At 44.6% G+C, this 26,090-nt stretch carries 23 protein-coding genes; 13 read left to right on the forward strand and 10 right to left on the reverse strand.

What is annotated here, in order from left to right:
• Positions 1–98: 98 nt before the first annotated feature.
• The 4 genes from N596_RS05830 to recD2 all read left to right on the forward strand — a co-directional run bounded on the left by N596_RS05830 (position 99) and on the right by recD2 (position 4,843).
• Positions 99–578 carry a glutathione peroxidase gene (locus N596_RS05830; RefSeq protein WP_023027272.1) on the forward strand — a complete coding sequence of 160 codons (480 nt, stop codon included), beginning with the start codon at positions 99–101 and terminating at the stop codon, positions 576–578.
• 55 nt (positions 579–633) lie between these two features.
• Positions 634–1,524 carry a ribonuclease HIII gene (gene rnhC, locus N596_RS05835; protein ID WP_023027273.1) on the forward strand — a complete coding sequence of 297 codons (891 nt, stop codon included), beginning with the start codon at positions 634–636 and terminating at the stop codon, positions 1,522–1,524.
• A 3-nt stretch (positions 1,525–1,527) separates the two neighbouring features.
• A complete protein-coding gene (gene lepB / locus N596_RS05840) occupies positions 1,528–2,166 on the forward strand; it encodes a signal peptidase I (RefSeq protein ID WP_023024433.1) in 639 nt (212 codons plus the stop codon).
• 241 nt (positions 2,167–2,407) lie between these two features.
• On the forward strand, positions 2,408–4,843 hold the full coding sequence (gene recD2 / locus N596_RS05845; protein ID WP_023027274.1) for an SF1B family DNA helicase RecD2: 2,436 nt from the start codon (positions 2,408–2,410) through the stop codon (positions 4,841–4,843).
• Positions 4,844–4,871: 28 nt separating this feature from the next.
• On the opposite strand, the gene dinB is transcribed toward recD2, so the two are convergent.
• Positions 4,872–5,984 (reverse strand): DNA polymerase IV, encoded by a 1,113-nt coding sequence (gene dinB, locus N596_RS05850; RefSeq protein ID WP_023027275.1) that lies wholly within the window; start codon positions 5,982–5,984, stop codon positions 4,872–4,874.
• Positions 5,985–6,209: 225 nt separating this feature from the next.
• On the opposite strand from dinB, the gene pflB reads away from it, so the two are divergent.
• From pflB to N596_RS05880, 6 genes are all read left to right on the forward strand, one after another.
• Entirely contained in the window at positions 6,210–8,525 is a 2,316-nt protein-coding gene (gene pflB, locus N596_RS05855) for a formate C-acetyltransferase (protein WP_023027276.1), read from the forward strand.
• A gap of 140 nt (positions 8,526–8,665) precedes the next feature.
• Positions 8,666–9,424: a threonine/serine exporter family protein gene (locus N596_RS05860; protein ID WP_006595565.1), complete on the forward strand. Its 759-nt coding sequence runs from the start codon at positions 8,666–8,668 to the stop codon at positions 9,422–9,424.
• A 4-nt stretch (positions 9,425–9,428) separates the two neighbouring features.
• Positions 9,429–9,896: a threonine/serine exporter family protein gene (locus tag N596_RS05865; protein WP_023027277.1), complete on the forward strand. Its 468-nt coding sequence runs from the start codon at positions 9,429–9,431 to the stop codon at positions 9,894–9,896.
• Positions 9,897–10,002: 106 nt separating this feature from the next.
• Positions 10,003–10,233 (forward strand): hypothetical protein, encoded by a 231-nt coding sequence (locus tag N596_RS05870; protein ID WP_023027278.1) that lies wholly within the window; start codon positions 10,003–10,005, stop codon positions 10,231–10,233.
• Between the two features lie 450 nt (positions 10,234–10,683).
• A complete protein-coding gene (locus tag N596_RS05875; RefSeq protein WP_023027279.1) occupies positions 10,684–11,862 on the forward strand; it encodes a hydroxymethylglutaryl-CoA synthase in 1,179 nt (392 codons plus the stop codon).
• A complete protein-coding gene (locus N596_RS05880) occupies positions 11,855–13,123 on the forward strand; it encodes a hydroxymethylglutaryl-CoA reductase, degradative (protein WP_023027280.1) in 1,269 nt (422 codons plus the stop codon). Before N596_RS05875 ends, N596_RS05880 begins: the two co-directional genes overlap by 8 nt.
• A 46-nt stretch (positions 13,124–13,169) precedes the next feature.
• Here the strand turns inward: N596_RS05880 and fni are convergent, their stop codons facing one another.
• The 7 genes from fni to N596_RS05915 all read right to left on the reverse strand — a co-directional run bounded on the left by fni (position 13,170) and on the right by N596_RS05915 (position 20,218).
• Entirely contained in the window at positions 13,170–14,186 is a 1,017-nt protein-coding gene (gene fni, locus N596_RS05885) for a type 2 isopentenyl-diphosphate Delta-isomerase (protein ID WP_023027281.1), read from the reverse strand.
• Positions 14,164–15,189, reverse strand: a complete 1,026-nt coding sequence (locus tag N596_RS05890; protein WP_023027282.1) for a phosphomevalonate kinase — start codon at positions 15,187–15,189, stop codon at positions 14,164–14,166. Before N596_RS05890 ends, fni begins: the two co-directional genes overlap by 23 nt.
• Positions 15,179–16,129: a diphosphomevalonate decarboxylase gene (mvaD, locus tag N596_RS05895; protein WP_023027283.1), complete on the reverse strand. Its 951-nt coding sequence runs from the start codon at positions 16,127–16,129 to the stop codon at positions 15,179–15,181. Before mvaD ends, N596_RS05890 begins: the two co-directional genes overlap by 11 nt.
• Positions 16,111–16,989, reverse strand: coding sequence for a mevalonate kinase (mvk, locus tag N596_RS05900; RefSeq protein ID WP_023027284.1), 879 nt, complete (start codon positions 16,987–16,989; stop codon positions 16,111–16,113). The genes mvaD and mvk overlap by 19 nt, the downstream gene beginning before the upstream one ends.
• A gap of 119 nt (positions 16,990–17,108) precedes the next feature.
• Positions 17,109–18,062: a serine hydrolase domain-containing protein gene (locus N596_RS05905; protein WP_023027285.1), complete on the reverse strand. Its 954-nt coding sequence runs from the start codon at positions 18,060–18,062 to the stop codon at positions 17,109–17,111.
• A 35-nt stretch (positions 18,063–18,097) separates the two neighbouring features.
• Positions 18,098–18,832, reverse strand: coding sequence for a CppA N-terminal domain-containing protein (locus N596_RS05910; RefSeq protein ID WP_023024457.1), 735 nt, complete (start codon positions 18,830–18,832; stop codon positions 18,098–18,100).
• Positions 18,833–18,937: 105 nt separating this feature from the next.
• Positions 18,938–20,218, reverse strand: coding sequence for a DUF308 domain-containing protein (locus tag N596_RS05915; protein WP_023024458.1), 1,281 nt, complete (start codon positions 20,216–20,218; stop codon positions 18,938–18,940).
• A 101-nt stretch (positions 20,219–20,319) separates the two neighbouring features.
• On the opposite strand from N596_RS05915, the gene N596_RS05920 reads away from it, so the two are divergent.
• From N596_RS05920 to N596_RS05930, 3 genes are all read left to right on the forward strand, one after another.
• Positions 20,320–22,599, forward strand: coding sequence for a Xaa-Pro dipeptidyl-peptidase (locus tag N596_RS05920; RefSeq protein WP_023027287.1), 2,280 nt, complete (start codon positions 20,320–20,322; stop codon positions 22,597–22,599).
• A gap of 112 nt (positions 22,600–22,711) precedes the next feature.
• The gene (locus N596_RS05925; RefSeq protein WP_023024460.1) at positions 22,712–23,227 is read left to right on the forward strand and encodes a DUF536 domain-containing protein; all 516 of its coding nucleotides are present in this window, start codon (positions 22,712–22,714) and stop codon (positions 23,225–23,227) included.
• An 88-nt stretch (positions 23,228–23,315) separates the two neighbouring features.
• Positions 23,316–23,909 carry a 3'-5' exonuclease gene (locus tag N596_RS05930; protein WP_023024461.1) on the forward strand — a complete coding sequence of 198 codons (594 nt, stop codon included), beginning with the start codon at positions 23,316–23,318 and terminating at the stop codon, positions 23,907–23,909.
• A gap of 134 nt (positions 23,910–24,043) precedes the next feature.
• Here the strand turns inward: N596_RS05930 and N596_RS05935 are convergent, their stop codons facing one another.
• Together N596_RS05935 and N596_RS05940 are read right to left on the reverse strand one after the other, a co-directional pair.
• Positions 24,044–24,343: a YbaB/EbfC family nucleoid-associated protein gene (locus N596_RS05935; protein WP_023024462.1), complete on the reverse strand. Its 300-nt coding sequence runs from the start codon at positions 24,341–24,343 to the stop codon at positions 24,044–24,046.
• A gap of 140 nt (positions 24,344–24,483) precedes the next feature.
• Complete coding sequence (locus N596_RS05940; protein WP_023027288.1) at positions 24,484–25,830, reverse strand: Nramp family divalent metal transporter; 1,347 nt, start codon at positions 25,828–25,830, stop codon at positions 24,484–24,486.
• Between the last annotated feature and the right edge of the window lie 260 nt (positions 25,831–26,090).

Here is a 26,090-nt window from a genome sequence, read left to right on the forward strand (position 1 = left end):
CCCCTTCCCATAGGAAATACTGGAGGTACTAGGGCCACAGTTTACCTTTTTTCGACCCAAGCGTGATACAATAGAGAAAGTAGGAAAGGACGTATAAAATGACTATCTATGATTTCACTGTAATCGCCCAAGATGGGAGCCCCTTCTCCCTAGAAGCTTATCGAGGCCAAGTACTCCTCATCGTCAATACAGCAACAGGTTGTGGCCTGACCCCTCAATACCAGGGATTGCAAGAGCTCTATGAGCGCTACCATGACCAAGGATTTGAAATCCTGGACTTTCCATGCAATCAGTTTATGGGCCAAGCGCCGGGAAGCGCAGAAGAAATTAATCAATTTTGTAGCCTCCATTATCAAACCAGCTTCCCTCGCTTCGCCAAAATAAAAGTCAATGGGAAAGAAGCCAACCCCCTCTACCAATGGTTAAAAGAACAGGCTAGCGGTCCTTTGGGCTCCCGCATTGAATGGAATTTCGCCAAATTCTTGATTAATCGCCAAGGCCAGGTCGTCCACCGCTTCTCTTCAAAAACCTATCCTCAAGCAATTGAAGCAAGCCTAAAAGAAGTTCTTTCAGACTAAACTCGACTGGTCTTTTTCTGGCCTTTCATCTAGCTTTTATGATACAATAAGGACTATGGAAACAATTACATTGTCCCCTCAAAATGAGGATATCCAAGCATTTGTTGGTCAGTACCAAGACCATCTGGCACCTTCAAAAAATCCATATATCCGTTATTTTTTTAAGGCACCTGGTGCAACAATTTCGATTTACACATCAGGAAAAGTTGTCCTACAAGGTAGTCAGGCGACGCGCTATGCAGAGTTCTTCGGTTACCAACAAGATCCGATAGACCAAGCACAGGCAGGACAAGACTTCCCCTTAATCGGAACAGATGAAGTCGGAAACGGCTCTTACTTTGGAGGGCTTGCTGTAGTGGCTTCACTGGTCAGCCCGGACCAACATGCCCGCTTAAAAAGTCTAGGAGTTGGGGATTCTAAGACCCTGGATGATCGAAAAATTCGAGCTCTCGCACCGATTCTCAAAAAAGAAATCCCACATCAGGCCTTACTGCTGACACCTAAAAAATACAATCAGGTCATCGCCTCTGGCTACAATGCGGTTTCTGTCAAGGTCGCCCTCCACAATCAGGCTATTTTTTTGCTCTTGCAACAAGGGGCAAAAGCTCAAAAAATTGTGGTCGATGCCTTTACGACCAAGAAAAACTATGATCGCTATGTTCAGGCAGAAGCGAATCAGGTCCCACAAGTCGTCACCCTAGAAGAGAAGGCCGAAGGAAAATACCTGGCGGTCGCTGTGAGTTCCATTATTGCTCGTGACCTCTTCCTCCAAAATCTGGAAGACTTGGGTCAAGAACTAGGCTATACCCTTCCTAGTGGGGCTGGTACTCCCTCAGATAAGGTTGCTGCTCAACTATTACAGGCCTATGGCATTCAAGCCCTTGACTACAGTGCCAAACTTCACTTTAAAAATACAGAAAAAGCAAAAAAATTGATAGAAAGATAAGTTATGAAACGTTCAAAAAAATCAAATAATCCAGTCCGTTCTTTCCTGAAAGAATGGGCGCTCTTTGGCCTCATTATTGGAGGCATTATTCTCTCGCGTATTTATCTGTGGACTCCCGTCCGTGTCGATGGCCATTCTATGGATCCAACCTTGGCAGACAGTGAATACCTTCTTGTTATCAATAAACTACCTATCGACCGTTTTGATATCGTAGTCGCTAGTGAAACAGAAAATGGAAAAACCAAAGAAATTGTTAAACGGGTCATTGGACTCCCTGGCGATACAATTGAGTACAAAAACGATGTCCTCTATATCAACGGCAAAGAAACTGACGAGCCCTACTTGAAAGAATACATTCAAAAATTCAAAGAGGATAAATTACAGTCAACCTATTCTGGAAAAGGGTTCGAAGAAAATGGAGAACTCTTCCGCCAAATGGCACAGATAGCCGAAGCTTTCACCGTTGATAAAGACGGAAGTGCGACCTTCACGAAAAAGCTCTTGGATGATGAGTATCTACTCCTTGGTGATGATCGCATCGTTTCAAAAGACAGTCGCCAGGTTGGGGCTTTCAAGAAGGATCAAATCAAAGGAGAAGCCGTTCTTCGCCTCTGGCCACTCCTTCCATTCCAGACTTATTAACCCATGATGAGAGTGGGACAGAAATCGGTCATTCGTTAGAATTCGATTTCGTCGTCCCACCTCCGCACAGTTGAGTAGGGCTGTAAAAGCTGATGAAATCAGCGTAGTAGAGCCCACTCAACCACTGCGTCTTGCTCGACAATCCAAAGACAATTGAGAGGCTAGGATTTTGTCCCAGCCTCTTTCAATATCTTCGTGAGAGATAACCTCTCTCTGATTACTACTTAAAAGGAAACTCTGCATGGAATACTATTTCTCAGGAACCATTGAGCGGGTCATTTTTGAAAATCAAAGTAGTTTTTTCCGTATCTTATTGTTGGATATCAACGATACAGATGCAGAGGACTATGATGACTTTGAAATTATCGTCACTGGAACAATGGCGGATATCGTCGAAGGAGAAGATTATACCTTCTGGGGAGAACTGGTCCATCATCCGAAATATGGCCAACAGTTGCAAATGAATCGCTATGAACGAGCCAAACCCACTAGCAAAGGCTTGGTGAAATACTTTTCTAGCGACCATTTTAAAGGGATCGGACTCAAAACGGCCCAAAAGATCGTCGATCTCTATGGTGAGGATACCATTGATAAAATTCTGCAAGCACCTGAAAAGCTAGCCTCCATCTCCGGACTTTCTAAAAAGAATCGCGAGGCCTTTGTCGAAAAACTACAGCTCAACTATGGTACGGAACGGGTCCTCGCCCAACTTGCTAACTATGGCATCCCTAATAAACTAGCCTTCCAAATCCAAGATTTCTACAAGGAAGAAACCTTGCAAATCGTCGAATCGGCTCCTTATCAACTGGTCGAAGATATTCAAGGCATGGGCTTTAAAATTGCTGACCAATTAGCAGAAGAATTAGGGATTGCCAGTGATGCACCTGAACGCTTTCGAGCTGGACTGGTTCATAGTCTTTTAACCCTCTCCTTAGAAACAGGGGACACCTACGTTGAAGCCAAAGAATTGCTCCAAGCCACCATCCAACTCTTAGAAGCATCTCGTCCAGTCGAGCTCGATCCAGCCAGCGTCGCCCAAGAATTGGCCAGTCTCATCGAAGAAGACAAGGTGCAAAATATTGACACCAAGATCTTCAACAACAGCCTCTTCTTTGCGGAAGAAGGGATCCGAAGCCATATCGGTCGCCTGCTAGAAAAAGGAAAGCAAGAATCTTTCGACCCAGAAAAAATCGAACAAACGATTGATGACATTGAAGATGAACTCCACATTCACTACGACCCCATCCAACGGAAGGCTATCCAAGAAGCCATCCAGCAAAAAGTCTTTGTCCTTACAGGTGGACCAGGAACGGGGAAAACAACTGTTATCAATGGGATCATCGGGACCTATGCCCGCCTGCACCAATTAGACCTTCGCAAGAAATCTCAATTACCAATCCTCTTAGCTGCTCCAACTGGTCGAGCAGCCCGTCGAATGAGTGAACTGACGGGCCTTCCGAGCGCCACCATTCATCGTCACTTAGGAATGACGGGAGACGACGACACGAGTCACTTGGACGATTATCTTGATGCGGATTTTATCATTGTCGATGAATTTTCTATGGTGGATACTTGGCTGGCCAATCAGCTTCTCAGCAATATCTCTTCCAATACCAAACTCTTAATTGTTGGTGATGCTGATCAGCTTCCTTCTGTGAGTCCTGGACAAGTCTTGTCCGATCTCCTACAGATTCCCAGCATCCCTCAAGTCAAACTGGAACATATCTTCCGTCAAAGTGAGGATTCGACCATCGTCACTCTAGCCAGTCAGATTCGCAAAGGCCAACTGCCTCCTGATTTCACAGAGAAAAAACCTGATCGTTCCTACTTTGAAGCGCCAAGTGAGCTCATCGCTCCCATGATTGAAAAAATCACCAGCGCTGCCCTTCGCAACGGTATTCCGGCTCGAGACATCCAGGTCCTCGCTCCGATGTATCGAGGTTCTGCAGGCATTGACCAGATTAACAGTCTCATGCAAGAGCTTCTCAATCCATTAGAAACGGATGCTCTATTCTTTCAAGCACTGGACTGCCAGTATCGAAATGGTGACAAGGTCATCCACCTGGTCAATGATGCCGAAAGCAATGTCTTTAACGGTGATATTGGCTACATCACCGACCTCTTGCCAGCTAAGTATACCGAATCCAAGCAAGATGAACTCACCATCCAATTTGATGGCAATGAATTGGTCTACCCCCGCAATGAATGGTACAAGATTCGTTTAGCCTATGCCATGAGTATCCATAAGTCTCAAGGGAGTGAATTCCCTGTTGTCATCCTTCCCTTGACCAATCAGAGTCGGCGCATGCTCCAACGTAATCTGATCTACACAGCCATCACCCGCTCCAAAAGCAAGCTCATTCTCCTAGGAGAATACACTGCATTTAACTTTGCGACAAAGAATACTGGAACTGCTCGCAAAACCTATCTGATTGAGCGTTTTTCGGATGGAACCCCTCAAGGTAGAGACTCTGCCTCACAGAGCCCTGTCCACCTGGAAGAGCCCATAAAAAAAACAGAGCCCCAAAGGGAGCCCCTCTCAGTTGAAAACCACTCTGACTCACCTGCTTCCCCAGCCTCTCAACAAGGCTATCGATTAACAGAGGACAACTACTTAAGCATTAATCCCATGATTGGCCTCACAGAGGAAGAAATTCAAGAATTCTTCAAAAACTAGCTAAAAATTCCCCGTAGGTCAAGTATACCTACGGGGTTTCTTCTATTAGAGATCCTTCATGGGTTTCCCGAGACTCGGAAGAAAAATTAGTGAGGGTCACCCCTAAAAGGCGAATACCTGAGGAGTTACTTTCTAGGCTCTGGTAGAGCTCCTGGGCCAGTCTCTGAATGACTTTAGGGTCTCTGGTTGCTTCCTCTAAACTTCGTCTCTTGGTCAAGGTCGTAAAATCGGCATAACGAATCTTGAGCACCAAGGTCTTACCAATTTTCTGATGCTTGGCCAAACTGTTCGCTACCTTTTCAGATAGGTTGGCTAATTCTTTTAGCACATCATCCTCGGCCACCAGCAATTTTCGGTAGGTGCGTTCCTTCCCAATGGACTTGCGAATACGATTGCTCTTGACAGGACTGTTATGGATCCCCCGAGCCTTTCGATAAAGATCAAAACCAAAGCGACCGAAGTGATCGATGAGAGTCATTTCCGGCACTTCTAAGAGATCTGCACCTGTATAAATTCCCAAATCATGAAGCCGCTCCACTGTCCGTTTTCCCACACCATGAAACTTAGCTACATCTAGCTGACTTAAAAAATCTTGAGCTTGCTCGGGTAAAATAACGGTTAGTCCTCGAGGCTTCTGGTAATCACTGGCAATTTTTGCAAGAAACTTATTGTAGGAAACTCCGGCAGAAGCAGTCAAATGCAATTCATTCCAAATATCATGCTGAATCAAGCGAGCTACCTTGACAGCAGACTGAAGACCAAGCTTATTGTTGGTCACATCCAGATAGGCTTCATCAATGCTCATGGGCTCAATCAGATCGGTGTAGCGTTTAAATATTTCTCTGACTTGGAGACCAACAGCCTGGTACTTCTCGTAGTTGCCAGGGATGAACACTGCCTGAGGACACCGTTCATAGGCCTCTTTGGAACTCATAGCCGAATGGACCCCGTATTTTCTGGCTTCGTAATTGCAAGTCGATACCACTCCTCTTCCACCAGACAAACGGGGATCATGACCAATGATGACAGGCTTTCCCTTCAATTCTGGATGGTCGCGCTCTTCAACGGACGCAAAAAAGGCATCCATATCGATATGAATGATCTTACGACTCGTATCATTTACTAAAGGAAATATGAGCATGGGCAACCTCCTCTTTCATTATATCCCTATCACCGATTTTTTCCTACTAATTTTCACTTTCCTCAAGACAAAAATATAATACAGTTTATTCATCTGTGCTGTTCTGTATTATAAAAGAATCCAAAATCTTTTTGCTATTCCCTTTGTGAAACCGATTTCTATGTGGTATACTACTATTGTAAGTGCAACAGATTTGTTGCTAGAAAGATATAAGAGGATTTAAACATGGTTGTTAAAACAGTTGTTGAAGCACAAGACATTTTTGACAAAGCCTGGGAAGGCTTCCAAGGGGAAGACTGGAAAGAAAGAGCCAGCGTCTCACGCTTTGTACAAGCTAACTACACTCCTTATGATGGAGACGAAAGCTTCCTAGCTGGACCAACTGAACGTTCTCTTCACATCAAGAAGATTGTTGAAGAAACAAAAGCACACTACGAAGAAACTCGTTTCCCATACGATACTCGTCCAACTTCTATCGCTGATATCGCAGCTGGATACATCGACAAAGAAAACGAAGTGATCTTCGGTATCCAAAACGATGAATTGTTCAAATTGAACTTCATGCCTCGTGGTGGTATCCGTATGGCGGAAACTACTTTGAAAGAAAATGGATATGAGCCAGATCCAGCTGTGCATGAAATCTTCACTAAATATGTAACAACAGTTAACGACGGTATCTTCCGTGCTTATACTACAAACATCCGTCGTGCACGTCACGCTCACACAGTAACTGGTCTTCCAGATGCATACTCACGTGGACGTATCATCGGGGTTTATGCTCGTTTGGCCCTTTACGGAGCTGACTACTTGATGGCTGAAAAAGCAAACGACTGGAATGCGATCACTGAAATCGATGAAGAATCAATCCGTCTTCGTGAAGAAGTAAACCTTCAATACCAAGCACTTCAAGAAGTTGTTAAATTGGGTGACCTTTATGGTGTAGACGTACGTCGTCCTGCCTTCGATACAAAAGAAGCAATCCAATGGACAAACATCGCCTTCATGGCTGTCTGCCGTGTGATCAACGGTGCTGCTACTTCTCTTGGACGTGTGCCAATCGTTTTGGACATCTACGCTGAACGTGACTTGGCTCGTGGTACTTACACTGAGTCTGAAATCCAAGAATTCGTTGATGATTTCGTTATGAAATTGCGTACTGTTAAATTTGCTCGTACAAAAGCTTACGACCAATTGTACTCAGGTGACCCAACCTTCATCACAACTTCTATGGCTGGTATGGGTAACGACGGACGTCACCGTGTTACGAAGATGGACTTCCGTTTCTTGAACACTTTGGACAACATCGGTAACTCTCCAGAACCAAACTTGACAGTTCTTTGGACTGACAAATTGCCATACAGCTTCCGTCGCTACTGTATGCATATGAGCCACAAACACTCTTCTATCCAATACGAAGGTGTAACTACTATGGCTAAAGACGGATACGGTGAAATGAGCTGTATCTCATGTTGTGTATCTCCACTTGACCCAGAAAATGAAGAACAACGCCACAACATCCAGTACTTCGGTGCTCGTGTAAACGTGCTTAAAGCTCTTCTTACTGGTTTGAACGGTGGTTACGACGACGTTCATAAAGACTACAAAGTATTTGACATCGATCCTATCCGTGACGAAGTTCTTGAATTCGAATCTGTTAAAGCAAACTTCGAAAAATCACTTGACTGGTTGACTGACACTTACGTAGATGCTTTGAACATCATCCACTACATGACTGATAAGTACAACTACGAAGCTGTTCAAATGGCCTTCTTGCCAACTCACCAACGCGCAAACATGGGATTCGGTATCTGTGGATTCGCTAACACTGTTGATACTTTGTCAGCAATCAAATACGCTACTGTTAAACCAATCCGTGACGAAGATGGCTACATCTACGATTACGAAACAATCGGTGAATACCCACGTTGGGGTGAAGATGACCCACGTTCTAACGAATTGGCAGAATGGTTGATCGAAGCTTACACTACTCGTCTTCGCAGCCACAAACTTTACAAGAACGCTGAAGCTACAGTTTCACTTTTGACTATCACTTCTAACGTTGCTTACTCTAAACAAACTGGTAACTCACCAGTCCACAAAGGGGTATTCCTCAACGAAGATGGTTCTGTGAACACAAGCAAATTAGAATTCTTCTCACCAGGTGCTAACCCATCTAACAAAGCGAAAGGTGGATGGTTGCAAAACTTGAACTCACTTGCTAGCCTTGACTTTGGTTACGCAGCTGACGGTATCTCATTGACAACTCAAGTATCACCACGTGCTCTTGGTAAAACTCGTGACGAACAAGTAGACAACTTGGTAACTATCCTTGATGGATACTTCGAAAACGGTGGACAACACGTTAACTTGAACGTTATGGACTTGTCAGACGTTTACGAAAAGATCATGAGCGGTGAAGATGTTATCGTTCGTATCTCTGGATACTGTGTAAACACTAAATACCTCACTCCAGAACAAAAAACTGAATTGACACAACGTGTCTTCCACGAAGTTCTTTCTATGGATGATGCATTGAGCTAAGATTCAAATAGATTTTTCAAACCAGTCGGAAACGGCTGGTTTTTTCTTGTCCTGTCTTGACTAAATCCGTGGTAACACTAGTACAAATCAGTGAAATTTTGATATAATGGAAGCAATCTATTAACAGAACAGGAAGAACAATGGAAGCGTCTAAAGATATGGACCGCGTGATTGATGTCCTCATGTTGGCAGGAACCCTCCTTTTAGAGAGTGGTTCTGAAATCCATCGAGTGGAGGATACCATGATCCGGATTGCTCATTCTCAAGGAATCGATGATTGCAATGCCTTAGCGATGCCAGTCGCTATTTTCTTTTCAATCGAAAATGCCAATATCACGCGGATGAAGCGGATCCTGCGGACCAATTACAATATCGAGAAGGTCTGTGATGTCAATCAGATTTCTCGCCAATTAGTCTCTGGGCACATCAATCTCGAAGAAGCCTACCAAGCCTTGAGCCAATTGAAACAGAAAGCAGTCCCTTATACCAATCTGCAGTTAACCATCGCGGCTACTCTTAGTGCCCCTTTTTTCTCTATTATGTTTGGCGGGAATTTTTATGATGCGATTGGAGCAGGTATTGCGACCGTCTTTGCCTTTGCTTTCTCTCTAGTAGTTGAGAAATACGTGCGCATCCCTTTTGCCACTGCTTTTGCAGCAGCCTTTGTCTTTGGCTTTTTGGCCCATATTTGGTCTCAATATAGTGGTTTTCCTTCCAATACTGATCTCATTATTGCCGGTTGTGTCATGCCTTTCGTTCCTGGGATTGCCATGACCAATGCCGTCAGGGATCTGATGAACAACCACCTCAACTCTGGGATGAGTAAACTCTTTGAGACCCTGCTCATTACTCTTGCCCTTGGTGCCGGAACGACCGTCGCTCTTGTCCTTATGAAATAGAATCATGAATCTAATCGAATTTTTAATCCAAGCGGTGGCTAGTTTGATTGCCATCATCACTTTTTTAATCGTCCTCAACGTGCAACGCTCGATGTTAGTCCCTGGAGGAGTTCTAGGAATGGCTATCTGGTTGCTCTACTATATCTTGAAAGGACCTACCAATGTTATTGTCGCGACGTTTATTGCAGCGATTGTGGGTTCTTGTATCAGTCAAATTTTAAGTATTATCTATAAGACACCTGTCGTTGTCTTTATGCTGGCTATTCTTGCTCCCTTGGTTCCTGGATATATTTCCTATCGGACCACCTCCTTCTTTGTTAGCGGCCAATATCGGCAAGCCATGACCAGCGTAACCTTGGTGGTTATTCTAGCCTTGGTCATCTCTATCGGGATGGCTAGCGGGTCTGTCGTCTTGAAACTCTACCATTCTTATCAACGCCATCAAAAAAGAAAAATGACCAATGCCAACTAGCATTGGTTTTTCAAAACTTATCTATGTAATCGCTTGCATTTTTATTTAAAAGGAGTACAATGATAGTGAAAAAACAAATCCTTTAAAGTATGCGAGGTGCTGTATGATGCTAAACAAGTATATCAAGTATCTTCCTTGGATGATCCTAGGAGCCCTCCCCTCCTATCAATCAGCGACTATCTATGCCCGTAATTCATTTGACTTGTTCTATCTGACCTTGAACTTTCTGATTGTATACATCGCTTTAATCGTCTTCTACGAAAATGTTCTAAGAGACAAATGCAAAGAACTCTTCATACGGGTTATGAGTAACCCTAAGAAAGATAAGCAAGCATAAGAGTTGAAGTGAGTGGGACAGAAATCGGTAATTCGTTAGAATTCGATTTCGTTGTCCCACCTCCGCACAGCTTCAACAGTCTGGGAGACTGTTGAAGGTTGCAGATAAAGGAAACATAGTTTCCGTCAACATAGGGCATCTTTGAAGCTTAAAAAGCGAACAAAGACTTAGGATACTTGATTCGCAAGTTCTATCCGCCACCTCAAAGCAGTGCTTTGAGCACTCGACCACTGCGTCTTGCTCGACAATCCAAAGACAATTGAGAGGCTAGGACTTTTGTCCCAGCCTTTTTTGTTTTTCGTCCTCTTTTTTTCAAAAAATCCCCTTGCCCAACTCGGTCCTAAGAATGATTTCCAGACTGTTCTGGCTTTTTCAAGGGAGTTTTGCTCTCAAATATGGTAAAATAGTAACGAAATATACTAGTAGATATCAAATTAAAAGAGGTTATTTATGACAATCGGTATTGATAAGATTGGATTTGCGACCAGCCAGTATGTCTTGCGCTTAAGTGAGCTAGCGGCTGCTCGAAATACTGATCCAGAAAAACTCAGTAAAGGGCTCTTATTGAAAGAACTGAGTATTGCCCCTATTACAGAGGATATCGTCACACTTGGAGCAAGTGCCAGCCATAGTATTTTAACCGAAGAAGAAAAAGAAGAAATTGATATGGTCATCCTTGCGACCGAGTCAGGAATTGACCAGAGTAAGGCTGCTGCTGTTTTCGTTCACGGTCTCCTAGGAATCCAACCCTTTGCTCGGAGCTTTGAAATGAAGGAAGCCTGCTATGCTGCAACGGCCGCTTTGGACTATGCTAAACTTCATGTTGAAAAGTTCCCACAGAGCAAGGTCTTGGTCATTGCCAGCGATATTGCAAAATATGGGATCGACACCCCTGGAGAACCGACTCAAGGAGCTGGATCTGTCGCTATGCTAGTGACGCAGAACCCACGTATCCTAGCCTTTAATGATGATAATGTAGCTCAGACCCGTGACGTCATGGATTTCTGGCGTCCTAACTATTCCAGCACTCCCTTTGTCAATGGGATTTATTCGACCCAACAGTACTTGGATTGCCTGAAAACAACTTGGACAGAGTATCAAAAACGAACTGGCTTAACCTTGGATGATTTTGCAGCGGTCTGCTTCCACCTTCCTTATCCCAAGCTCGCCCTCAAGGGCTTAAAAAAGATTCTTGACAAGAGTCTTTCTCCTGAGAAACAAGCCCAATTGCAATACAATTTTGAACAATCCATTCTCTACAGCCAAAAGGTTGGGAATATCTATACAGGTTCCCTCTTCCTAGGTTTGCTTTCTCTCTTAGAGAATCAGCCTCAACTAGTGGCTGGCGACCGCATCGCCCTCTATGGATATGGAAGTGGCGCAGTCGCTGAGATTTTTAGTGCTCACTTAGTCGAAGGATTTGAGCAAATGCTCCATCCAAACCGTTTGGCAGAGTTGGATCAGCGAAAAGCTCTTACGATTGCCGAATATGAGAAGATCTTCTTCGAAGAGGCACAATTAGATGCTGAAGGCAATCAAACCTTCCAAGGTTACCAAGATCAAACCTTTGCCTTATCAGAAATCAACGAACACCAACGAACCTATGTAAAGGTAGAACACCATGGTTAAATTAACTGGTTTTTCAAAAGCAAGTCCAGCAGAGCGTATCGAGAAACTGGCTCAGGCCGGACTCCTTTCAGAAGAAGGACTACAAACAGTAAGGGACAATGACACATTGCCCCTTTCTCTTGCCAATGAAATGGTCGAAAATGTCCTCGGCACCTTAGCCTTGCCCTTTGGTATAGCTCCTGGCTTCCAGATAGATGATCAGGAAATTCAGGTCCCAATGGTGACGGAAGAACCCTCTGTCATTGCTGCTGCTTCTTATGCTGCAGGGTTGATCAAGCGTTCAGGTGGGTTTCAGACCCAGGTTCACAAGCGTCAAATGATTGGGCAAGTGGCTCTCTATGATGTCAGCAATAAAGAAAAGGCCAGTCAGGCGATTACAGAAGCTAAAGAAGAACTGCTCCAACTGGCCAATCAAGCCTATCCTTCCATCGTTAAACGGGGAGGTGGGGCACGAGATCTCTGGACAGAGGTGAAAGGTGACTTTCTCATTTGCTACCTATCCGTTGATCCAAAAGAAGCCATGGGGGCTAACATGCTCAACACCATGTTGGAAGCTCTGGTCGACCCTTTAGAAGAGTTATCCGGGGGCCAAGGCTTAATGGCTATTTTGTCCAACCTAGCAACAGATGCCCTCGTCACTGCAAGGTGTCACATAGACTACCGCTTTCTCAGTCGTGATCCCAAGGAAGCTGCCGAAATTGCTCAGAAAATAGCTCTGGCCAGTCAATTAGCGGCTGTTGATCCTTATCGAGCAGCGACTCACAACAAGGGAATTTTCAATGGCATCGATGCTGTCGTCTTAGCAACTGGAAATGACTGGCGGGCGATTGAAGCAGGTGGCCATACCTATGCCAGTCGAACAGGACAAGCTCTAGGACTATCTAACTGGATGGATCATCCAGAACAGCAAGTCCTAGAAGGTCAGCTGACCCTTCCCATGCCTATCGCTACCAAGGGAGGCTCCATCGGACTCAATCCAAGTGTTCAAGTGGCTCATGAACTACTTGGAAATCCTGACGCCCAGACTCTTGCACGGATTATTGTATCCGTTGGCCTAGCTCAAAACTTTGCAGCGCTTAAGGCCTTGGTCAGCACCGGTATTCAACATGGGCATATGAAACTCCAGGCTAAGTCACTCGCCCTGCTTGCTGGCGCTACTCCGTCAGAGGTAGCTCCCGTGGTGCAAGCCCTGCTAGAGGATAGACCCTTTAACCTAGAAAAAGCTCAAGCTGTTTTAGAGAAAATTCGTCAAAATAACTAAAAAATCCTTCCGTGTAAACGGAGGGATTTTTGCTAGTTTCTTGAAGTTAATCATGGATGGAAGAGATTTGTTCGTGTCCTTCTTTTACTCGTCCGTAAAGAATATAGGGAACCTTTCTTAAATCGGCAATTGTCTGACAAGAAAGGGCACACATAATCAGGCGTAAATCCTCTTTCCAAGCATTGACTTGGGCGATGGCCTCGTCAATCGGCTTTGTCTCTACCAATTCTAAAATGGTCCGAGAAAGACCGACCCCCTTGGCTCCTAGAACCAGTGCCTTGATCATATCCAAGGGATGACGAACGCCACCAGAGGCGAGAACCTCGACCTGATCCATCAGTGGTTGAGCCCCAAGTAGGGCTTGGACCGTTGTTTGTCCCCAGTCATTGAGATAGGAGCGATTGCCTCCCCGACGGTTTTCGATATAGGCAAAACTGGTCCCACCTCTACCAGAAATATCAACTGTCCTGACACCTAGTTCGATAGCTCTTTGGATAGTTCCGGCATCCATACCAAAACCGACCTCTTTTAGCACCAAGGGCACTGGAAGTTGCTTTGCATAACCTGCTAAATGGCCTTGCCAGTTTCTAAAGCTTCGTTCCCCTTCGGGCATGAGAAGCTCCTGCATGAGGTTGACATGGAGTTGGAGAAAGAGGGGCTGGGTCTCTTCAATCGTCTGTATGCCCAATTCAAGCGGTTTGTCAATCCCGATATTGGTCGCAAAGAGAAGGTCCGGATAAAGGTCCTTGACTCGATAGGAGCTGTCCTGAGGATCTTTTAAAGCTGCACTATAGGACCCCGTCACAAAGAGAATGCCACAGGCTTCTGCCACCTGGGCTAACTTCCGATTGATGTCTCCCCCCTTGGCACTGCCACCTGTCATGGCATTGATATAAAAAGGGTAGTCCCAATCACGACCCGCAAAATGAGTTGTCAAGTCCACCTCATCTAAATCGATAGTTGGTAAAGAGGAATGAATCAACTCAACCTCATCAAAGCTATTGTAACCCGGAGTTTGTTCCAAGGCCAAACGAATATGTTCATCCTTTCGGTTGGTCGTCATACTCTCCCATCCTTTCTGAATATAATAAATCAATCCCTGCTTCTTGCCAGCGTCTGACGATTTCTTGGGCAGCAGCCTCCTCAAATGCGAGGGCGATTCCACAATCTCCTCCTCCAGCGCCACTGGATTTTGCAATGACCTTTAACCCCTCTTCTGCCCTCTTTAATTGGGCTAGTTTTTTGGTATAAATTACCTCATTAAGAGATAGAAGTAAGTCACTAGCCCGACCGATAGAGGACCAGGCTAAGTCTCTGTCTGCTTCTTGAAAGGCCACTAAGAGGTCTTGTACAGCCTGCTCCGTCCCCTCTAAGAAGACAGGATCAATAGCTGAACGAACCTGGTTAATCAAGTCCCTTGAAATAGCAGGTTCTTGGGTCCAACCCACTAAAAAAGTATAGGACAACTGAGGGGAAAGAGGCCGGATTTCATATCCCCAATCAAGGGCTAAGACCTGGTCCAGATCCTGATCTTGTAATTGATCAGCCAGCGCCCGTCTGTCAAAAGAGCGGTAGCTAACCAAGCCTTCATAGGCAATACAAGCTAGGTCTCCCATTGACCCATTGTCACCACGCTGAATCAAGACCAAACAGGCCAAACGAAAGAGCAAGTCTGCAGGCAGGGGGAAATCATAAAGAGCTGCCATGGCTTTGAGGGTCAACAAGACCACACTGCCACTAGAGCCAATTCCGAATTTCTTACCCTCTCGCTCAAATTTCCCCCCAATACGTAAATCAAAGGGAGAAATCGCTACTCCTTGTGACTGGAGGTAGGCGTTCATCAGATGCACGGTTTCTTGGATCAATGCATAGTCCGTATTCGGAGTCAAATCAACCGCAAAAGGAAACATGTCCGACTGAATCCGATAAGTAGATGCTGGTTGGATTTCTGCCTGCATGTAAATAGGGATAAACTGAATGATGGCTGTTTGTCCAGGAGTTAAGATAGAATATTCCCCAGCGACATACAGCTTCCCACCTGCACGAACTTCTTTCTTAATCTTCATGGGATAAATCCTTGGTCTTGGAGACAATGATACGGTAGTCTTGTTCAAAAAGTGGAACCAACTGCTCCAGATCCTCTTCTAGACAGAGAACTTTCACATTGGGGCCTGCATCCATGGTGAAGTAGCATCGTTTCCCTTCTTCACGAAGAGAGCGCACGAACTCCATGGCCTCATAGCTCTTATCCGTCAAATAGGAGAAGGGTGGACTTGCAGTCTTGGTTGTAGAATGCATGAGAAGAGCATTCCGTTCGGTCAATTCTCCTACTTTTTCAAAATCATTGTCCTTCAGATAACCCAGCATATCTTGGTAATCTTGGGCTGACTGGCTAATCCATTCTTGGAAATTGGCAGAGGTTTCTGTGCACCGTTTCATTCCTTCCCGACTGGAAAGAATCTTTTGCTGGTCGTTTAACACCAGCATGATCATGGCCAGTTTGAGATCCGTTTCTACTTGGTAGATTGCTCCAGTATCCTTGTCCCAAGCAGCCAAAGGCCCAAAGAAGGAACGAGATGACGAGCCGGAAGCAAACTTAGCCGCTTGAGCTTGTTCTGCCTGAGTCATGCCCAGTTGGTAATAGCGATTGCAGGCTTTTACCAATGCAGACAAACCACTAGAACTAGAAGAAAGTCCTGCAGCTGTCGGCATATTGTTGCTGGTATCAACCCGAACAAAGCCTGTCTCCCCTTCTGGTTTAAAGCGGTCGATGACTGCTCCAATCTTGGCCTGCTCCGCTTCATTCTGGAAGACCCCATCAATATAGAAGGCATGAGCCTTGGCTTCAGGTCCCAAAGGGCTGAGGCGAGTCTCCGTATACATATTTTCCAAGGTCAAGGAAATGGAACTAGTTGATGGTACCATCGCTTCACTGTTTTCCTTACCCCAATACTTAATAATGGCGATATTGGCATACGATTTCACACTTACAGGTTTTCGATCCATAACTCCTCCACTCCTTTATTTCTTAGTTCTTTTGCGATCATCTCTGCTTGTTCCTGATCTGCAGCAAGGGCAATGATACAGCCACCGAGCCCGCCACCGCTCATTTTGGCTCCCAAAGCTCCACTCGCTAAGGCTAGTTCCACCAGTTGATCCGCTTCTGGACAACTCACTCCTACTGCCTGCAAATAATGATGACAGTCTGTTAAGATACGTCCCAAGGTGGGAGCATCTTTTTGGGCAAGAGCTTTTTCTGCTTGCTCAGTTAGAAGTCCAATTTCATGGAAACTTGCCAGGGCCTCTGTACCCAAATCCTTGACCTTCTGAATGGCTTCTTTGGTATGGCCACGGATACCTGTATCTGCAATAACCAGCTTGGCACCCAAATCAACCTCTAATTCACTAAAACCGACATTTCGAATGAATTTAATCGGCTGATCGCTGAGACAGGTCTTGGCATCCAGCCCACTTGGATTCACATGGGCAATCATTTCCGCTCGATTAACCAAGATTTCCAAAGTCTCTTGACTCAAATCTCGCCCAAAGTAATCAAAGACTGCTCGAATTGCCGCAATACTGACAGCAGCCGAGGACCCCATCCCCCGCTGGGACGGAATCATGGAGTCAATCCGGCAAGCGATAGCCGCCTCCTCAATCCCCAAATGCTCTAAAGAAGCGTAAACGGCCATAGATAAGCTATCATTCTCAAAAAGGACCCACGGACGCTCCGCAGGTACAATCTGACAAGTGACCTGAATGTTAAGGAGGGGCAAGGCAATGGCTGGATAGCCATAAACAACCGCATGCTCTCCTATTAAAATAATCTTGCTATGTGCTTGTCCGACACCTATCGATCTAGTCATATGTCTCTCAGTTATCTTCGTTCTTTCTGCTATAGATTGCTTAATACAATCCTCTCTCCTTCCATTTTAATATAAAAAAAGAAAAAAAGCGATGGCTAAACCACGCTTCTTTCTCCGTCTTAGGAAGGATTTTTTCCGGTTCCTTCCATTTCTCTTTTGATGAGCTCCATGAGTTGATTCCGATCCAGGATCCATTGGGCCCGCTCATCTTTTTCATAGGTCCGATTGGATAGGAAAATAGCTGCCAATTGGAGCTTGCGATTATAGAGAAGGAAGGTTCCTGTATAACCTGTATGGTCCAACCAGTCTCCTTCCAGATTCCAGGCCAGAGAGCGCATCTTCCCTTTTTCTAAAGCATAGTTCTGCGATAAAATCTCTGCAAAAGGATCCTGTAAGTAATGCTCCAGGAAAATTTCCATATCTCTAATGGTCGAAAACAGACCTGCACTTCCGGCATGGACTCCCAGTACACGCGCTTTCGGATCATGGACGACACCAGCTGGAACGCCACGAAGGGTTGGCACCGCTTGAGAAACCGGGCCAAAAGTAGTCTCCTTCATTTGCCAAGGTGCAAAGACTTGCTCCTGAAAAATCTGGGCCAAATCCTGACCATACCACTTCTCCAGAAGAAAGCCCAACAAAAGAAAATTGACATCTGTATAGTGGAACTGGCGATTGTCCTTGAGCTTCAAACGGTGCAGGGCTTCTTTTAAGCCCTCAGCATCCAAGTCATCTCGTCTAGGGATGAAAGGATCCAGCCCAGAAGTATGGGTTAAAAGCTGACGGATGGTCACCTCTGCCTGCTCCATATCCGGATAGTGAGAAGCTAAGGGACGATCGATATCAATTTGCCCTTGTCGGACCAGAAAAGCAAGAACCGTTCCAACTCCGACGACCTTACTCACACTGGCTAAATCATAGGTCAAGCCAGGAATAACTGGCTCTTGCTTGTCTGGATCAGCTAGTCCCAAGTAATACTCCTGCCAGCTTCCTTTCTGATAGAGCGCAAGAGAGGCACCTGGGTAGATGCCTGCTCCTATTTGCTCTTGAATTTTTTGGATGATTTTTTCCATTTTTCTTCACTCATTTCAATCAGCCAAAGACTTGCTTAGGCTTCGAACCACCATTCAATCTTGCTTGGATCCTCAACCAAGACAAATTGTTGCCTTTTTGGTACAAAAGTCACCTGATCTCCAAAGCAGGAGGCTACTTCACTTGCTACAAATGGTTCTAGAATGACCTTGACCTGACAAAGGTCCCAAGTCTGTCCATTAGCTAGTGTGAGGTCCGGACCATCTGATGCTTCTAAGTCTAAATACTCTTCTAAGCCAGGTAGTTGTTGATAGAAAGCTGTAGAAGTCTCTACATTAGGTACACGAAGAACTATCTTTTCTACGAAAAACTCCGTCAAGGTTGTAAACTCTTCATTCGCTTGAAAATCTGGAACTTCCTCAATTTCAGTTAAACTGTCCACTTGCTCTTCCGCATGGAGCAAGATACGATCTCCTTCTGGCGAAAGAGCTTCAAAGGCATAGCCATTTTCCCCTCTGAAGAGGCGATCAACTTGATGACCACGAGCCAGAAGCCACTCAATTTCTTGCGGGTTGGTCACGCGAATCTTTAAGCAAGCCAAGCGTTTTGGTCCCTCAACCTTACGGGTTCTCATACTAGGGGATTCCTCTAAATAGAGGCGGTCTGTCTTCGATTGATCTCCAAGGGATAATAAAGCCCCATCTTCCAACAGGGTTTTCATTCCTAAGACCTTTTCAAAAAATTCTTGATTGACATTTCGATTGTTTGTTTTTAATACGGGTGAAATACTACTAATCTTATTTATGCACATAATTCCTCCAAGTCTTTTATATTTTAAAAGATTTTCTTTTTTTTTACAAGAAATCTTGTGCAAAAAAGACAGATTTCTCAAAATTTTGAATCTGTCTTTCTTTACTTAATATACTGTTCGTGTATGGACCCGCCCGTTTGGAGCTTCAAATTCGTATTCTAAGTAATCCTGATAGGTCCCTGGTGCAATCACTCCACGCACATCTAATACAGCCGTTCCCGCCTGTCCCACAATGGAATCTGCTAACAGGCAGCAATTCGTAGACAGAACAAAGTAAGATTTAAAACGCGAAGAAGTAAATTTATATAGCTCAGCCCCTAAATCATATTTCAATTTGTAAGCGTAGGTCGGCTGACCGTCTTCCAGTAACCTACTAGGTGGATCCCAAGGTTCTAACAACTGATCAATTTCAGCTAGACGCTTCTCTACTGCCTGATTCTCTTCTTCGGTAAGGGATAGGCTGTAGCCAAACAGCGTCTTTTGACTCTCTTTTTTACATAGTTCGATGTATGGTTCCTTATCCACTTTAAACAGTACGCCATCCCCAATCGTCCCAAATAGACGCTCTGAAAAGGGATCGTAACTTCCGTAAGAAATGACCTTCCCCTGATAACAAATATCTACATGCCCAATCGCTCCAAATAAGTTGCTGTCAGAAGTATGAACCAAAATTTCTAATTCCCTTGCCTCTTCTTCTTTTTTCACCAATCGATAAGGGCCTGTGTGTCCCGCCGAGCTCCCTTTTTGAAGAAACTGGTTAAACCGTTTTAACTCCTTAGCAGGGATAAAGGCTGCAAAGATAACCGGTAGGCTAATACGAAAGCGACGTTTTAACTCTTGGCCTTGTTGGTCTTTGTCAAATAAAATACCATCTCGAATATTAGAAATCCCCAACAAGACCAGATAAGCCCCCAAGAGGATAAATTGGAAGTGCCCATCTGAACCAGGTTCCAAGACAGTTGCTAGACCAATCCCACCGTTTAAAAGCGCATCCCATAAATAGAGCCAGCCTCCTTTTACCCGATTGGCCTTATAAAGCCAAAATGTGATCCCATAGACAATGGCACTCCCCAACTGATATGCCCCTAAACAAATCACAACTAAGTTTACGGGCAGACTACTCAGTCGATTCAACCAGATCAACGCAAGTGAAAGAAAAATAAACCAAATAGAGTGGCTATAGGAAATAGACTTGCTACGTAACAAAAAGCGAAGAAGAAAGCTTCCTAGTCCATCAACTAAAAAGTAAATGGCTAATAGATCCAAGGAAAATTTTGTGAAACCAACACCGTTTCGAAAAATGAGGATCCCAAAAATGACGGCAAGAACCCCAAACAATAAAGTCCGTCTTCTTGCAACTTCTTCAACAGATAATTTTCTCACCATGACACCCTCCTTCAGAGATCAAAGGTCTTTAGACAAATACTATTTTATCACGTATAATATAAGAAGTAAAGAAACAGTGAAGCTGATAAAAGGAGCATCCTATGAAATTCAATCAATATAGCTATCTACCAGTCGACCAAGCAGACATTCTAAAGGAACTGAAAGAAATCGGGTTTGACCTTCCCCTTCATCTTACAGAGAAAGAACTGTTTGAATGGTTTGTTCGCAAGGTTTATTTCACCTACAAAAATACAGATTATCCTCTCTCTAACCTAGTGGCGGATGCTGAAACAGATCTCCTGAGCTATTTCCAATCTGACCGCGAATGGTCTCCAAATATTTTCTACACAGTGGCCCTCCAATTGCTCGGTTTCCGCTATTTTATTGACTTTGAAAATACGGACAGCTTCTTAAAAGAAGTCCAAATTCCGATTGAGTATGGAAACTTGGTTGAGAACCTCTATCACCTCCTCAATACTCGAACAGTCAAAGGGAATTTACTAATTGAGCAGTTGGTCAGCGATGGCTTGATCCCCGAGGACAATCGCTACCACTTTTTCAACGGAAAAAGTCTAGCTACCTTTAACTGCCATGATGTAATCCGTGAAGTGGTCTATGTGGAGAGTCGAGTTGATAGCGACCAGGATGGTCTTCCAGATTTGGTCAAGGTCAATATTATTCGCCCACGCTATGAAGGAAAAATCCCAGCCGTCATGACTGCCAGCCCTTATCACCAAGGAACCAATGACAAGGCTAGCGACAAGGCTCTCTATAATATGAATGTGGACCTCGAGGTCAAAGAACCTCATACCATCCAAGTAGAAGAACCTCAATTAGAATTGGTGGATCCTGTCGGTTCAGCTCAACTAGTCTCTGAGGTTGAAGAAACTCTCACCCATATCAATTCCAGCTATACCCTCAACGACTACCTTCTCGCTCGTGGTTTTGCCAATCTCTACGTCTCCGGTTTAGGGACCAAGGACTCTCAAGGCTTGATGACCAATGGAGATTACCGTCAAATCGAGGCCTATAAAAATGTTATCGACTGGCTCAACGGCCGTTGCCGGGCCTTTACAGACCACAGTCGCCAACGCCAAGTCAAGGCCGATTGGTCTAACGGCAAAGTTGCTACGACGGGCTTGTCCTACCTAGGGACCATGTCCAATGGACTGGCTACCACCGGTGTCGATGGCCTAGAAGTTATCATCGCAGAAGCCGGTATCTCTTCTTGGTACAACTACTATCGGGAAAACGGACTCGTGACGAGTCCTGGCGGCTATCCTGGAGAGGATTTTGATTCGCTTGCTGAGTTGACTTATTCACGTGCCCTTCGGGCTGGAGACTATCTCCGCCACCATGCAGCCCATGTCGCTGATTTGGAAGAGGTTAAGAAGCAATTGGATCGCAAAACAGGGGACTACAACCAATTCTGGCATGACCGCAACTATCTCCTTCAGGCAGACAAAGTCAAGGCAGAGGTCGTCTTCACCCATGGTTCCCAAGACTGGAATGTCAAGCCCCTCCATGTATACCAAATGTTCCAAGCCCTTCCAGCCAACATCAAGAAACACCTCTTCTATCACAATGGAGCCCATGTCTATCTCAACAACTGGCAGTCCATTGACTTCCGTGAGAGTATGAATGCCCTCCTCTCTAAAAAATTACTGGGCTATGATTCAAGCTATGAATTGCCAACCGTCATCTGGCAGGACAATACAGGGGAACAAAGTTGGACTTCCTTGGAAGACTTTGGCAATCAAACAGCCCAGCGGACCTTCCCACTGGGAGATGGTGAGAGAGTCATCCAAAACCGCTATGCGACAGAAGATTATGAGCGCTATGGCAAAGCCTATCCAACCTTCCTAACTGATCTTTACCAAGATAAGGCCCAACAGGTGACCATCGATCTTCCGATCGCAGAAGACTTACACCTCAACGGAAAAGCTCGCCTTCACCTGCGGCTCCAATCTAGCACAAACAAAGGCTTGCTCTCAGCCCAACTCATGGAGCTAGGAAGCAAGAAATATCTCCAACCCTATCCAGCTGTCCTATCCGTCCGCACCCTTGATAACGGTCGCTACCATATGCTAGACAATTTGACCGAGTTGCCATTTAAGGAAGCCGGTCAACGGGTGATTACAAAGGGCTATCTCAACCTTCAAAACCGTCATGATCTCTTACAAGTCGAACCTGTAACCCCAGGGGAATGGATGGAATTCGACTTTGAACTCCAACCAACCATCTACAAGCTGGAAAAAGGGACTACTCTTCGTCTTGTCCTTTATACAACCGACTTCGAGATCACTGTCCGCGACCAAACGGACTACCAACTCACCATTGATCTGGCTAACTCCAGATTAACCCTTCCTAAGATGGATTAAGGAATTTCATGCTTTTTCCTTGTCGTCCCTTCCCTTGCTTGATTTGACAGCCTTGCCTACTTATGATAATATCTAAGAGAGTATTTCATAGAAAAAGAGTTTAGAGGATATTATGGCTATCGAAAAAACAGTCAGCGAAATTGCTGAAATTCTAGGAGTTAGTCGCCAAGCGGTCAACAACCGTGTTAAGGCCCTAGATCCTGAAGATACAGAAAAAAATGATAAGGGAGTTACCGTCGTAACCCGTAGTGGCTTGATCAAGCTAGAAGAAATCTACAAAAAGACTATCTTTGAAGACGAGCCCGTCAGTGATGATGTCAAGCAACGAGAACTGATGGAAATTCTAGTCGACGAGAAGAATTCTGAAATCGTCCGTCTCTACGAACAACTAAAAGCAAAAGACGACCAGCTAAAATCTAAAGATGAGCAATTAGCTAAAAAGGATGAGCAGTTGCGTGTCAAAGATGTTCAGATCGCTGAAAAAGACAAACAGCTGGACCAACAGCAACAACTAACTCTCCAGGCTATGAATGACCGAGAAACATTGAAATTGGAACTAGACCAAGCCAATGAGAAGGTTCTTGAACAGAAAAACAAAGGCTTCTGGAGACGCGTCTTTGGTCGCTAAAAACTGACTTCGGTCAGTTTTTTCTATGCCTTTGCCTCCCCTCAACAATTAGAAAATCAAAAAGCAAGCATAAGATGAAGGAGTTCCCTTGAAAGAATTAAGCCAATATGTCTCCTTTGATTTAGAATTTAATCAATTCGAAGGAAAGTACCACATTATCCAAGTTTCTGCTGTCCGTTTTGCAGATGGCCAAGAAGTTGCCCACTACGATTCCTATGCCTATACAGATAAACCACTAAAAAGCTTTATCAATGGCCTTACCGGGATTACATCTGATAAAATCCTGCAAGCTCCCCCACTCGAGCAAGTTCTAGCGGAGTTTCGAGACTTTGTTGCAGACAGTCCCCTCATTGGATACAATGCCATCAAGAGTGACCTCCCTATACTAGCGGAAAATGGGCTAGAGTTCACGGACCAATATGCTGTCGATGTCTTTGAAGAAGCTTCTAAACGCCGACCTTCTGACCTCCATGGGATTAAGAACTTGCAGCTTCATACAGTTGCTCAGTTTTTAGGAGTGGCTGGAAAATCGCATGATAGTCTAGAAGATGCACGAATGACCGCCCTTGTTTATGAAGCCTTTCTCGAATCAGATCGGGCACGGCAACTCCTAACCGAGCAAGAATCCTTTTCTACCTCTCCTTTTGGTGGATTAGACCTCTCCAATTTTTTTAACGACTAAAAAGAGGCTGGGACAAAAGTCCTAGCCTCTCAATTGTCTTTGGATTGTCGAGCAAGACGCAGTGGTTGAGTGGGACGACGAAATCGAATTCTAACGAATGACCGATTTCTGTCCCACTCTCTTTTTCTGTATGCTTAGAATGGTAATTTACCAGCAAAAGCTCCCAATTTTTTCTTGGTTGCTGCATCAATTTCTTCGATGGCTGCATTGATAGCTTGAACGGTCATATCAGCAAGAGTTTCTGTATCTTCGGGGTCCACAACTGCTGGGTTAAATTCGATGGATACCACCTTCTTATCACCTGTCAGAGTTGCAACCACCAAATCCTGAGCGGATTTGCCAACAAATTGAGAAGCAGCCAATTCTGCCTGACTTTGTTCCATTTGTTTCTGAAGCTTTTGTGCTTGCTTCATCATATTTTGCATATTCATCATAATGTTTTCTAGATTCCTTTCGTATCAAGGGTTTAAGCCCTTTTGTTTAATGGTTACTGCCCATTTCTGCCCATTTTCTAGTAAGATGAGCAGTTTTCTTCTATTATAGCATGTTTTCCCCGTCCGAAAAAGCTGATTTTTTATTTAAACAGCGTTGTGACAATGAGTTGGACGTTTAAAAGAGTCAGAAGAGTAGCTACTCCGTAAGCTAAGTAGGTATTCCATTTTGCATTGACAAATTCTCCCATGATTTTTTTATTGGAGGTAAAGTAAACCAAGGGGAAAATTGAAAATGGTAAAGCCAGAGATAAGAAGACTTGAGAATAGACCAACAAATCATCTAGAACACTTTCCTGATCCCCAAATAGAAAGGCGACAATCAGGACCGGAGTGAGGGCCAACATCCTAGTAAAGAGGCGGACAAGCCATTGAGGAAGCCGGAATTTAAGAAAACCTTCCATGACAATTTGTCCCGTCAGAGTGCCTGTAATGGTTGAATTCTGACCACTTGCTAACAAAGCAACAGCAAAGAGGGTTGACAGAAAAGGACTTGCAATAGCTCCTGCAATGGCATTGTTTTGCAAGGCGTCATACATACTAGAGAAGGCTCCAATTTCTTCAGCGTGTCCAAAAAAGAGGGCCGCTCCGAGAATCAACAAGAGAGAGTTGACAACAAAAGCCAGGGTCAATTCAATATTGGAGTCCCAGGTCATGAAACGTACAGCCCGACGAACATCTGCAGGATCCTCATAATCGACCTTCCGTGTCTGTGAAATAGAGGAATGCAAATAGAGATTATGGGGCATGACGGTTGCACCAATAATCCCCAGGGCTAGCGTCAAGGCTTGTGATCCTTTAGGAAGACCAATGCCTACGATTTCCTTTTTGGGAATAAACCCAGCAAAAATTCCACCTATATCTGGTTTTGATAGGACCACAAGATAGATAAAAATCCCCAAAATGGTCAAAATCAAGGTGGAGACAATGGCCTCAATCTTGCGAAAACCTAAGTGCATGAGTCCAAGGAGGAGGAAGACATCCAGGATGGTGACCAAAATAGAAAAGAGCAAGGGCCATCCGAACAGCAAATGAAGAGCAATCCCTGAACCAATGACTTCTGCTAAATCTGTCGCCATCAAAGCTAATTCAATCACTAACCAGAGAATATAGCGGAGCCACTTGGGCAAATGCGTCGCTGTTGTCTGGGCCAAATCTTTCCGATGGACAATCCCTAGTTTCCCAGCCATCTGTTGCAATTGCATGGCAATCAAGGAGGATAAGAGAACCACCGATAATAGCAAGTAACGATAGTGAGCCCCGCCAACAACGCTGGTAATCCAGTTCCCAGGATCCATATAGCCCACTGCTACTAGACTCCCCGGACCTGAAAACAACAATAAGGTCTTCCAAAAAGAAGTTCCCTTAGGTACCTTGACGGATTGATTGATTTCTTGGAGCGATTTCCGCTCTAACTGTTCTAAACTCATGATACCCTTCTTTCCACGACGTTACTTCCCCTTGATTATAGCACAAATGAAAAATTTCGGTAAATTTTCTCTGCATTTTCAATAAATCCCCTCCTAGCTCCCGCTTCCCCATTTTCTTCGTATTCCTTTAGCGATTTTTTCTCCTTTGCTCCTCCAAAAGGAACCGAATAGCTTCAAAAATCAACCAAATAGATTTTTCCCCCTATTTGACTTCAAAAGCTTGTATACTAATCGTAACTGAAAGATAGCTCAGTTATTTA

It is taken from the genome of Streptococcus ilei (assembly GCF_000479335.1).
GTDB classification, from domain to species: Bacteria; Bacillota; Bacilli; order Lactobacillales; family Streptococcaceae; genus Streptococcus; species Streptococcus ilei.